Annotated in this window: 11 protein-coding genes; 4 read left to right on the forward strand and 7 right to left on the reverse strand. The window is 36.2% G+C overall.

Annotated features, from left to right (window positions below):
• Positions 1–262: 262 nt before the first annotated feature.
• The 5 genes from QVB70_RS10585 to QVB70_RS10605 form a co-directional block, all read right to left on the reverse strand.
• The gene (locus QVB70_RS10585; RefSeq protein WP_287585868.1) at positions 263–943 is read right to left on the reverse strand and encodes a hypothetical protein; all 681 of its coding nucleotides are present in this window, start codon (positions 941–943) and stop codon (positions 263–265) included.
• Positions 943–1,500, reverse strand: coding sequence for a Rab family GTPase (locus tag QVB70_RS10590; RefSeq protein WP_287585871.1), 558 nt, complete (start codon positions 1,498–1,500; stop codon positions 943–945). The genes QVB70_RS10585 and QVB70_RS10590 overlap by 1 nt, the downstream gene beginning before the upstream one ends.
• 259 nt (positions 1,501–1,759) lie before the next feature.
• On the reverse strand, positions 1,760–2,698 hold the full coding sequence (locus QVB70_RS10595) for a tetratricopeptide repeat protein (RefSeq protein ID WP_287585873.1): 939 nt from the start codon (positions 2,696–2,698) through the stop codon (positions 1,760–1,762).
• A gap of 22 nt (positions 2,699–2,720) precedes the next feature.
• Entirely contained in the window at positions 2,721–3,503 is a 783-nt protein-coding gene (locus tag QVB70_RS10600; RefSeq protein ID WP_287585876.1) for a fumarylacetoacetate hydrolase family protein, read from the reverse strand.
• Positions 3,504–3,562: 59 nt separating this feature from the next.
• Positions 3,563–4,255 carry an amino acid racemase gene (locus QVB70_RS10605; protein ID WP_287585879.1) on the reverse strand — a complete coding sequence of 231 codons (693 nt, stop codon included), beginning with the start codon at positions 4,253–4,255 and terminating at the stop codon, positions 3,563–3,565.
• A gap of 147 nt (positions 4,256–4,402) precedes the next feature.
• Between QVB70_RS10605 and QVB70_RS10610 the strand changes: the two genes are divergently transcribed.
• From QVB70_RS10610 to QVB70_RS10620, 3 genes are all read left to right on the forward strand, one after another.
• Positions 4,403–5,266: a carbon-nitrogen hydrolase family protein gene (locus tag QVB70_RS10610; protein ID WP_287585881.1), complete on the forward strand. Its 864-nt coding sequence runs from the start codon at positions 4,403–4,405 to the stop codon at positions 5,264–5,266.
• Positions 5,267–5,430: 164 nt separating this feature from the next.
• Positions 5,431–6,597, forward strand: a complete 1,167-nt coding sequence (locus tag QVB70_RS10615; protein WP_287585882.1) for an MFS transporter — start codon at positions 5,431–5,433, stop codon at positions 6,595–6,597.
• 277 nt (positions 6,598–6,874) lie between these two features.
• Positions 6,875–8,113, forward strand: coding sequence for a radical SAM protein (locus tag QVB70_RS10620; protein ID WP_287585910.1), 1,239 nt, complete (start codon positions 6,875–6,877; stop codon positions 8,111–8,113).
• A 79-nt stretch (positions 8,114–8,192) separates the two neighbouring features.
• Here the strand turns inward: QVB70_RS10620 and QVB70_RS10625 are convergent, their stop codons facing one another.
• Complete coding sequence (locus QVB70_RS10625) at positions 8,193–9,383, reverse strand: NYN domain-containing protein (protein ID WP_287585912.1); 1,191 nt, start codon at positions 9,381–9,383, stop codon at positions 8,193–8,195.
• A gap of 715 nt (positions 9,384–10,098) precedes the next feature.
• Between QVB70_RS10625 and QVB70_RS10630 the strand changes: the two genes are divergently transcribed.
• On the forward strand, positions 10,099–11,265 hold the full coding sequence (locus QVB70_RS10630) for an acyltransferase family protein (protein WP_287585915.1): 1,167 nt from the start codon (positions 10,099–10,101) through the stop codon (positions 11,263–11,265).
• A gap of 202 nt (positions 11,266–11,467) precedes the next feature.
• On the opposite strand, the gene QVB70_RS10635 is transcribed toward QVB70_RS10630, so the two are convergent.
• The gene (locus tag QVB70_RS10635; RefSeq protein WP_287585918.1) at positions 11,468–12,292 is read right to left on the reverse strand and encodes a DUF4097 family beta strand repeat-containing protein; all 825 of its coding nucleotides are present in this window, start codon (positions 12,290–12,292) and stop codon (positions 11,468–11,470) included.
• Positions 12,293–12,360: the final 68 nt, after the last annotated feature.

Here is a 12,360-nt window from a genome sequence, read left to right on the forward strand (position 1 = left end):
ATTTTAATACTTAGTAAAATCACTTCACTTTGATACTAGAATATTTGGATAATTTCAAATCTCGTTTTCAACCTTTTTATTAATTCTGGGAATTTTTTCAGCAAGTTTGAGAGCATCTTCGAAACTCTCCACTAGCTATTAAAATGATAGAATTAGAGACGTTTTTATTCATGGAAAGCATTTAAGGGCATTAATTAAAAAACAAGAATAACAAAAAATAGGATCTCTGGAAGTGTTAGGTGCAAAACCTACAATACTGCAACTAATGAGTAGCTAAGATCTGCAGGACGTCTTCAGAGAGTCCTAATTTTACAATTTCTCTCCATTGTGTAATGACTTTGAGCCCAGTTTTCCTTGATGCATCAAGAGCATCATTCTCGTTTTCATCCTTAAAATATTCAATAATCTGCTCAAAGACAGTCTGAAAAGCTTCTTTGAGTTCGTCATAAGTGATTTGACTGATGTCCCTTTTTTGCAAATCGAACGTAATCTTGTCAGAAACTGTCATAAACGGTTCGTATAATTCAGATTGAGTTTTTAAATCGGCTAAAATTTTATTTAGTGTAGGCTCCACTTTTCTTTTTACTAATAACCTCTTATTTTTAAAACTGGAAACATATTCATTAATTAACCATTCGTAAAAGAGTTTGCTTTCTAGTTTATTTACTTCTTCATCTAGATGTTTCTTTTCGTTCTTTTTCAGATGTTCTAGTGAAACACCATTCGTTAGAATTACTTTTGCCCCCTCTCCTCCTCTATTAGCAAGATTAGTATCGAAGTAAGCAAGCATTGCATGAATTTCATTATTACTTTTACTTTTGTGAAGAAATACTCCCGAGTATAGACCGCCACCTTTTTGTTCTAGCATTTCCTTTGTAAAATGATGTGTAACTGAAGTACCACATTTCTCACAGTACTCAATAAAAGTATAATCGTCAGCCATTATTGTTTCACCTTGTTGTAGAGTAAATTAGACATTTCGGCAAATACGTCTTTGACATTTTGCCCTGTTTTCGAACTTGTCTTAAAAAACAAATTTGGTGAAACTTCGTATGTTTTCATGAATTCGACAATTTGTTCATCTTTGATTGCTTCAAAACCGTTGTCTTCGATTTGATCAGCTTTTGTACCAATGAGGATAAATATCGGGCTATTCTCAGTATTCTCAGTAATTAAATCAAACCATTCACTCAGATTCCATAAAGTAGTTGCTCTAGTAAGATCAAAAGCAAATATGACCCCGTGAGCCCCGTTGCAATAACTAGGCAGAATAAAGCGGAAACGCTTCTCGCCACCGAAATCCCACACCTGAAGCTTTACGGAAGTATCTCCATTTACATTATTTTCAAAGGAATGAAAAGAGGCACCAATTGTAATTTTCGTATCTTCAGAAAAACTGTTTGTAGCATATCGGTTAATGAACGTCGTTTTCCCGACGCCACCTTCTCCAACAACGATGCATTTGAATAAATAGCTATAGCTCATCTGATTCTTAGCCACCAATTTAAATCACCCCATTATGCGCAGTAAACTCGATCGTATAATTTAAAAAACAATACTTTCTGTTCCTTTTAAACCTTCAGGTAAAGTTCTCCGCAAAATGCTTTATCGTTTTTGTCGAGAAGGAGAGTTCAGTATTCAATAAATTCTACGCAATGGTTGCTTCTAAAAGGCTTTTCGAAGTTGTTCATGTCCCAATTTGAAAAGAAGTAATTTTTAACTAAATTACTGAGTAATCTTGAGTTGATTCATAAAACTACTAGTTTAGAATTATTTGATCTGCTTCTTGTAAAAATTCGTTGGCCTTTTCTTCATCGCCTTGTGCCATATACAGGTCACCAAGTTTTTTTAACGTTTCTTTTTTTCCAGCAGAATCTTTTTTTTCGTCACTTAAACTAAGAGATTCATTATAATGTTTCAGCGCTTGCTCCCAGTTTTCTTTCTTATGATAAACAAGTCCTATGTATCGAAGCCTAGAAGCTTTTCCTCTCATATCATTGAAATTTTCATCCATTTCAAGCGCTTGTTGATAATATTCAAGTGCTTCATCGTATCTTTCATTCTTATAATGAACAACAGCTAAATTATTAATCATATTTCTCGCGTCACGTCTACGTCCCATGATATTAAGAAGTTCAACTGATTTTTCAAAAAATTTAATTGTTCTTGGGTCATCTTTTGCTAAATGCTCATAACATACACTAGTTAATTTATCTAGAAGTTTTGCAGTATCATCAAAGGGTGCACTTGCCCGTACCATCAAATAGTAAAGCTCTTCAAATGTATTCACAGCGTCATTATATTTTTTTTGATCACAATAGATATCGCCGATCATTTTCATAATTAAAACTCTAATGCGCATATCTCCTGTCTTTCCTTTCTCATTATCTAACTTTAGTGCTTCATTCAAATATTCCAGTGCGCGATCCGTCTCTTTGAGTTCCTGATGAACATTTCCTAAATGTAGCAATGCAACTATTTTTCCCTCTCTAGTATCTGCATATTTGCTCTCTTCGAAGTCATCTGAAGTCAAAATGCCCTGAATTATTTCATATGCGTTTTGAAAGTGATTTAACGCTTCTTCCAAATCTTGAGATTTCTGCGCTTTGATACCTTTCTTTAAAAGTTTCTTACTCTCATGTAACTGTTTATCTATTCTTTTTACTATTTTTCTGTCTGGTTTCTTGTCCTTAGTCATGCTTTCAAGAACTCCTATTGTTTTAGTCTTCTATTGATACTTCCAGAATCCCAATGCCATCAATTTGAGCAACAAGCCTATCTCCGCTTTTTACAGTATCAATTCCAGCAGGTGTTCCAGTGGCAATTATGTCTCCTGGGTAAAGCGTCACGATTTTTGTAATGAAGGAAATTAGTTTGGGTATTTTAAAAACCATTGAAGCTGTATTGTCACTCTGCTTTAATTCGCCATTGTGCCATAGTTTGATATCAAGTGCGTGAGGATCAGGTATTTCATCAGTAGTAACGATATATGGGCCAAGTGGACCAAACGTATCGAATCCCTTCACCTTAAATAATGCCCTATCTGTTTCTGTGAAATCTCGGGCAGACATATCAAGAATAATAGTATAGCCAAAAACCTTTGAAAACACTTCGCTTTCATCGACATTTTTTGCCTTTTCCCCGATCACAACAGCTAATTCTGTCTCGTAATCAACCCTATTGACCTCTTTTGGAATTTTGACTGCTTGGTTTGGTCCAATAATTGTAGAAGGAGGTTTTAACCAGCAAAAAGGTTCAGAAGGCGTTTGTTTCCCCAATTCGGCTATGTGAGAAGGGTAGTTTAATCCGATTCCTATAATTTTCGAAGGGTTTATTATTTGTGCATCAAATTTTGCTTCGCTTAGTGAAATAATGTCACCCGAAAAAGATAACCGATCAGGAGGATTTTGAATGAACTCTTCGACTAATTGGAAACCTTTCAAAAACCTGATTTGATATCCTTCAATAATGCCGACTTTCCCTTCAACACAACAAATCTTCATGTTTTCACGACCTTTTACGTAAAATAGAAACTCGTAATTATATGTTAGTGTGATTTATATTATTTTCCAATTGCTTTTCTTAGAGCAGCTCTTGCAAGTAGTCTTGTGGAGTCTAATGTTGGAAGAGGTGATGTTTCTGGGATTACTATCAATGGGATTTCAGTGCATCCAAGTACTACTGCATCGCAGTCTTCATTTTTTAATTTGCCTATTACCTCTTCAAAATACGCACGAGATTTTTCATAGAACTTTCCGTTTACAAGTTCGATAAAAATAATGTCATTTATTCGTTCCCTATCCACTTTTTCAGGAATCTTGAAGTTAATTCCCATTTTAGTAAGCGTATCTGAATACACAGGTCCTTCCATGAGATAGCGGGTTCCCAAAATTCCGAGACATTTATATTTCTGCCTTTTTACCTCTTTTGCAACTTCCTCTGCTATATGGAGCCATGGAATTGGGGATTTTTCAATAACGATGTTAAAAACCTCGTGTATTGTGTTATCAGGACATATGGCAAAGTCTGCCCCAACATCTGCTAATTTATTAACTGATGCTAACATTAAACTTGCTACATCTTCCCAATTATCTGCTTCAATATATTTCATATATTCGCTTAAAGGATAGGTGTGCATAGTAACCTCAGGATGGGCATATCTCCCCATAAAATCTGCACCTTCTGTGCAAATTGTCCTATAACAGAGAGCGGCCCCTTCCGCACTACATGCAACTATCCCGATGTGTTTTACCATATTTTTTTCTCCTTTGTTAAATCATTAGCAAGAGTATTTCAAGTGAAATCTACGTGTCTTTATAAAACGATCCTTTAATATGCTAGAGTTAAGACGGAATTAGTGCTAATCAAATCAATAGTAGAAAATATGGAGGCGACCCACTATATGAGAATTATTAAGATTTCTACTGCACAATTCTCTTTAAAACCTATCAAAAGTTTCTCAGAGTTCGAGGATCACGTTATCTCCTGCTTAAAACAAGCTGAAGGATCTGATTTCGTTGTATTTCCTGAATTATTTACATTTGAATTGTTGACAACCTTCTCTGATGCAAAGAATTTTACAACTATGGATAAAAAAAAGACGTCTGAGTTTACCAACCAGTATCTAGATCTTTTCTCAAGACTTGCAAGACAAAACGGTCAATATATTGTTGCAGGATCGCACTTAAAGAAAGAAGGAATCAATTATTATAATTCATGCTATCTGTTTGGTCCAGATGGGACAGTATTTGAGCATAAAAAGACCCACATCTTTCCAGCGGAGGGAGAATGGGATACCGCTGAAGGCAATATATTAGAAATCTTAGAGCTAGAAAAAGCAAAGGTGGGTTTATTAATCTGTTATGAGGCGGAAATTCCAGAATGTGCAAGGATTCTCGCTTTAAAAGGTGCCGAGATTATTTTCTGTCCTTCATTCACATCAAGCGAAGCTGGGTTTTGGCGAGTAAGACATTGCTGCCAAGCGAGGTGCATAGAAAATCAGATTTATATGGTGCACTGTTGCACGGTGGGCGATGCAGGCATATTGGATCTCGCTGGATGGGGGAGAGCCTCAATACTTAGCCCTTGTGATACTCCTTGGCCTTCAAACGGAGTAATTGCAGAAGCAAAATCAAACAAGGAAATGGTAATAACCGCGGAAGTTGACCTCGATGAGCTTTACGTCAACAGAGAAACAGGTGCTGCCACTACCTTCAAAGATCGCACTCGGAGGGCGGAACTTTACAAGTGGTTATATGATCGTTAGTTTCAAACCCATCTTTCATCTCATTTTTTTATAAAATGCGTTAAACTATCTTTAAGTTGTACTAAAGACGCCCTTTAGAAAATACTGCATTTCATCTATAAGAAACCAAAAGACTAAAAGAGATCTTAATTGACCTGTTTACAAAATTTAATGTCGTGAAGCTTGTGCCTTTAAATAGAAAAATCTCCATCATTTTCGGTATCTCCCTATGTGGAATAGTTGGCAATAGTGCAATAATACCCGCACTTCCAAAAATAGCTCACGAATTAAATGTATCATTACTGTCAATTGGACTTTTAATAACAGCGTTTACGCTTCCAGGTATTTTTCTGGCGCCTGTTATCGGTGTTCTAAGCGACAATTTTGGCAGAAAACAAGTTATAATACCCTGTCTTTTTCTATTCGGTACTGCAGGAGGCTTAAGTTTTTTTGCAGCAAACTTCACACAATTACTTATCTTGAGATTTATAACGGGTATAGGTGGCTCAGGTTTAACTATTTTAGCTGTAATCCTCATAGGCGATTTTTACGATGGCAATGCCCGCGTAAAGGCCATGGGAATCAATACTAGTGTAATAAATGTTGGCATGGGGAGTTTTCCACTTGTCGGCGGTGCTCTCGCGCTAATCGGCGCGACATACCCATTTTTATTGCTTCTTTTAGGAGTAGTTGTGGGTTTTTTAGCTCTTTTCTTACTAGAAAATCCAGAAGGTTCGCAGGCATCCTCTACTTTTGAATATTTTCACAAATCTATAGAGTACTTGAAGAAACCTGGGAGTATAATTCTCTTCTTGACTGCAATTATTGCGTTTATCGTGATATACGGGGCAATCCACTACGCTTTAACACTACTATTTGCCGTAAAATTTGGACTGAATTCATTCCAGATAGGTATTTTTTCATCCCTTTTATCATTCACAATAGCAGCAACTTCTAGTCAAGCTGATAAAATCGAGAGCCGTTTGTCTCCTCGTGCCGTTTTAACACTCGCATTTTGCTTTGAGGGTATTAGCTTGGTGATGATTCCTATTATTCATCGTATAATACTCATGATTATACCGGTCGTAATTTTTGGCTTCGGCTTTGGTTTAGCTTTACCTTTGTTTCTAACGTCAGCGACAAGACTTGGTCCTATGGAACTTCGAGGAGTTTTATCTAGCTTAATTTATTCTGGAATCCGCATAGGACAAACTACAGGTCCAATACTCATGGGACTTGTCGTGCTATATTCTTCATTAGAAATTATCTTTTTGTGGAGCGCAATAATATCATTTAGCGTTTCGTTTATTGGGTTCTTTGCATGGAAAATTTTTGAAACGGGATTATATTAGCGTTAGACTGCTATATATCCATAAGGGAAAAGGGAAGAAAAAGAGTTTTGAAGGAAAGCGCGCCCACCTGCAGACGTCCCTTATCCCTTAAGATACGCTTAGTATCACCAAGGTTTTGACAGCCTAATATATAAGAACCACACTTTTTTTATCAATAGATGTCTCTCGATGGTTAGCACAAAAGTTCTCTTTGAACTGCTCGGAAAAAAAATTTTATATACATTTTAAATTCACGAATAATGTACAAAACCAAAAATTCGAGGCAAAGGAAAACCAAATGTATCCTAAACTTGCAAATCATGTAGTCCTTCGAGTATTAGAACATCCCGTACTTTATGATTTTGTTAATAATGAACTTTATGAATTAGAAAATGATGAGTATCAATGGATGAGATATTTTACCGGCTATTCTTCTCTCAATCAGCTCTTAAGTCAATTTAATGATTCAAGGGATGAATTTTTAGGATTTCTTAAGGAACTAAAAAATGAGAGGTTAATCGAACTAAAAGATAAAAAGGCGTCGGAGATCCCATTCTATTCTGTAGATCAATCTACACTCCCTAGTTTGCGAACGTTACTGTTGCATGTTACCACGAAATGTAACTTAGCATGTCTTCATTGTTATCTTGATAAAAGTGCTCCAATTGAGTTAGATCTGCAGATTCTACTTGAAATAGTTCGGCAATTCGATCAAATGCAAGGATTGAAACTTCTCATATCTGGTGGAGAACCACTTCTTCATTCAAAGATCTTTGAATTCTTAGAAAAGATTAGAGAATACAAAATACGAAAGATTCTTTTGTCAAATGGGTTGCTTATTGATAAAGAAACCGCAGAACGCCTAAAAGATCTTGTAAATGAGGTCCAGATCAGTATTGATGGAATTAAAAGCCATGATCGTTTTCGAGATATGAAAGGGGCGTTTGAAAGATCGATTGCTGCAATTAAAACGTTACAGTCATTTGGCATTCGGGTAAGCGTAGCAACCATGGTTCACAAAGAGAATATTGACGAATTACCAGAACTTGAACAAATTCTCAAAGACATGAATATAGAAAGTTGGATGTTAGATGCTCCATCGCCCTCAGGAAATTTTTTAGAGAATTTAGAACTTCAAGCATCAGTAGAAGACGCCGCAAGGGCTTTGAAGAAATATGGTTGGGGCTATACTTTTGAGGATAGCTCAAATATTTATGCATGTGGGGCGCATCTTGCTGCCATAATGAGCAACGGTGACGTTGCAAAATGTGGATTTTTTGAAGATCAACCCGTTGGTAATATTCAGACCAATCCTCTTCTTTCCTGTTGGGAAAAAATCAAGGACAACTGGATCTGGAGACTCGATGCTCTGAATTGTCGAGAACTAGATTGCCCGCATCTATCGGATTGTAAAGGAGGATGTCGTTATAGAGCCTTTCAGTATAGTAAAAATCTTATGGGGGAAGATCCTGTCAAATGCGGAATATACGGCTTTAAATCGAGTCGATTTTTTCAGGAAACTGATTCTTTGCTATAAGTTTGTGTTGCTGCGGGTTATTGCTTTAAATGGATGATCACTCTTCTTAAAAAAATAGTTTTCTAAAATTATTTATCAATTAAACGTTTATGTGATTCTCATATACTATTTCAGTAATTTCATCATCCGATAAATCTGGAAAGCGATTATTAAGGATTTCAACGATTCTACTCATATAAAATATTTCTAAACCTGCAGGATTTTTTATAGTCTCCTTCAGCCTAAACGGTCTGGATAATAGTGGACCTCCCATTTCCTTTTCAGATGAGATAAATGTGTTACCCGTAAACAGTGTATTGATAAATTTTCTAATAGTTATCTTTGGTATTTCGTTTGTATCATTAAACAAAATGTCTATCATTTGATGCATTGACATTGAAAGATTTTTTCTAAAGACTTCAAATAGAATTGTGAAGAGTTTTAAACGTTGAGATGAATCATTAATATACCTTAAATTCTTTTTGAGAAAACTTTTTGCATCAGCTTTGAGATCCACAGGCTGTACTTCTGGCAATTCCATTTCGGCAAAATAGATTTTAGGTTGTTGATCTGTCAGATCAATCTTTTCAACAATTTCTCCTATAAATGATTCAACGAAGTCCTTAAAACTCCGAAATCCCAATCTTTTTTCAGAAAATGAAGGGTCTAATCTCAGTAAATCTTGCTTAAGCTTTGCCATCAATACTGGTTCATCATCTGATTTGCTTTTGATATATCTTATCATTAAATCCTTCCCTAAAGAAATATTCATCTCTTCAGTTAAATCTGAAGATAATGAATCCTTTTCAGGTGCACCTAGTATTTCATCAATAGATTTAAACTCGGTGCCACTACTTTTAATCAAGGGACCTACACTATGTTCAAATCCTAAAACTATTACTTTTTTTCCCCTTGCCAGAATTCGTTGAATAAGAGGGATAAAATCGGTATCTCCTGAGCAAATAATGATGATATTAATTATTTTAAATAACTCTAGATTTTCCATTGCATCAATTGCCAATCTGACGTCAGAACCATTTTTACCTTGTGAAGTTGTTGCTGGAAGATGTATCATTTCAAATCCATGTTCCATTAACGATCTTTGATATTGAGCAAAAATGTGCTTAGACCAATCCGCATAGGCTCTTTTTATGCAAATATTTCCCTTAGATGTTGCGAAATCAACGAGAGGTCCAAGTGATAATGGTTTCTCCTTTGAAGGATAAACTTCTTCTGCAGAAAGGGCTAAATTTTCGAAATCCAAATAGATCGCGACATTTTCATCTGACATTAAAAAACCTCTGTTTGTTTCCACAAGTAATTTCAATGGCATTATACAAGCGGATTAAACATCTGAAGAAAGAATTCAAGATATCTGTAACATGCAAGACTGTGAAATGTTCAATTAATTTATGCTCAATCATATAAATAAATTTTTACAATTTTATTTTTTCGCACAGTTATTGATCTTCTACTCATTTTCTGCAATAAATTGTTGTGGACAAATCTAAATTATTAAAATGATTAGAAATGTCCTTTCACACAAAGAAACTATTTACGAATCCAAATAAATTGTGACATATATTTAAAAACTACTCAAGTAAAGTTGTAAAGAGTTAAAATAGAGTAAGAAGAATCAGTTAAATCGTATCTCCCCTCTTCTTCGATCCATTTAGTCACAATCTCTGCCCTACAGCAGACGTTTCCGTCCACCCATCAGCATCAATCATTTTTTGCCAGGCAGGCGTCGTTAGAGCGCCACCAATTAGCATTATGTTGTCATCTAGTCTTTTTCAGAAAAGTGATTGATTTAAGGCATTTTCAACTGATTGGGCGAAGGATTCTCTTTCCGACAGGAGGGGGAGTTGACCTGAAATTGATTCTTATTTTCTTATAGCAAGATACCTTTTTTCCAACTCATTACTTCTTATATGACTTAGTCATATATGACTTTTAATTCACTTGAAAAAAAATCATTATCTTATAGAGAATGGGTGATTTAAACAATGAGCAGCACTATCGAAAGATGGTATTGGCTTGATTGGCTGAGAGTCATTGCGATGGGCACAATTTTTTTCTATCATAGCGGAAGACCTTTCATCATTACTCCATGGCATATCATGAATCCCGAACCAGATCCACTATTTACTCTGGTTAATGTCTTCGTAACAGGGTGGATCATGCCGTTGTTTTTTGTAATTTCGGGAATGGCGACATATTTTTCTCTGGGTAAACGGAATGCTTTACAATTCGCTAAGACGAGATTCCTGCGACTCATGGTTCCTTTCATTTTTGCTTTGTTTACAATCCTCTATGTGCATGTTTACTTTACTGCAGTTTTTAATGGCGACTATACAGGATCCTTTTTTGAAGGCTACTTTTGGGACTACTTTCTTTACGGTTTTCCTTTAGATTTAGTTCCCAGGTTGACCTATTTTGCTGGAGCAAATCAGGGAATATACCTCTGGTATCTTTTCTGGCTTTTCGTGTTTTCATTGATAACAGTACATTTCTTCAAGTATCTGCGAGAAAAAGATGACAAAATTTCAAAACTGGCAACAATTTGTAATAGACGAGGAGGAATCTTCTTACTTGCGATCCCCTTGATTATTGTGGATTTAGCTGCGATTCCGCCCTTTTTTGTGTTCCCTTCCGGCTACGGAGGCTGGAAACTGCCCACTTATCTCATTTTTTTCATACTAGCATACGTGGTGGCTTCTAATTCACAATTCATGCAGTCCATAGACAAAAATGGCTTGATTGCGCTTATAGTAGGTATTGTTACTAGCGTGCTTATTCTTGTTGTTTTTATAGCATTTGGCCTTGACGTTCTTGTCTCACTAAGTGGTTATCTTCTATTCACGCCACTTTGGGCGTTCAATGGCTGGTCTTGGATCATAGCTTTACTCTTTCTGGGACGGAAATTCCTGAGTTTCAATCATCGATATTTGCAGTTCTCAAATGAACTTGTCCTACCATTCTATGTCCTTCATGAAACTGTAATCGTCGCAGTAGCCTTCTTTGTTGTCAGTTTGAATTTAATTGTGATGGTAAAATATTTCATCATCTTCTCAGTATCATTCGCGATTATAAGCCTCTTACTAATACCTATCAGACAAATCAACGTGCTTCGGTTCCTATTCGGTATGAGATTAAAGAAAAAAAGCGCATAATTGCAAAACTTTTTTGAAGCTATCCTCCCTTCTTTTTTTTGCTATGTTCTATATTTCTTATTCCACGCTCGAATTGGCGTTATCTTCCAGAAAAACGCTACATTTTGCTACGATGACAAAAAAAATTCTCAGGTAAAAAAATAAGAAAAGGAAAGTTGAGAAAACCGATGCTTTCTACTCCTACTTATCCTATTAATCCCTCTTATAACTTGTAAAGGTCAATGTTGCCGTTTGTATTCGTAATGGTAAGGTCATAGCCACCGTCTCCCATAGTGCCTTCAACGCTGGTAGCCGAGGAAGATTCTAAGTCTAATTGAACATCGTGAATTGTTATCACCCCATTTGTTGTCGACATCGAAAGATCAGCGTTTAAGTCCTCCGATACATACGCAGTAATCGCTCCATTTGTAGTTTTGATTTCTACATTGTTACTAAGAGACGGGATCTCGACTATAATTCTGCCATTGGTTGTTTCTGTCCCACGAACACTTGTGACATCTTCGATTGTAATGCCGCCGTTGGTGGTCTCTGCATCCACATAGCCGTCAACGTCCTTCACGTTTATATTGCCATTGGTGCTGATCAAAGTTGTGTCTCCAGTAGTTCCCTCCAATGAGATACCTCCATTCGTAGTTTCTAGGTGCTCGACGGATACATCTGCCGGGACCTTTATCCAATAATTCACAGTCACCCGAGGAGTTCTAAAAAACCAAAATAGGTTCGTATAGGTCGTTTTGACGGTCATTTCATTTCCGGTGGTCACTTCTATACTGACTTTGTCCAGTTCACTTTGCCCATATTGGGTCACTTTTTCGGCATAAACCTCAACATCATCGTTATTCCATCCTTCAACGATTATGTCTCCGTTTTGATTATCAACCGTCAGCACTGTCCCAGCTTCAACATCATAGGTTTGTTGAAATTCCTCAGAGGCGAATTGAGCAACAGTGGGCTGTACGCATCCAATAAAGCTCATTGTAAAAAGAATAGAGATCATTACCAATGCGATTCTATATTTTCGCACCATACTGATACCTCGAATTCTTTCTATAAACCTAGAAATAGGTATTAGCTATACGGACTTATATTCTTTCA

It is taken from the genome of Candidatus Borrarchaeum sp., from assembly GCF_019058535.1.
Taxonomy (GTDB): Archaea; Asgardarchaeota; Sifarchaeia; order Borrarchaeales; family Borrarchaeaceae; genus Borrarchaeum; species Borrarchaeum weybense.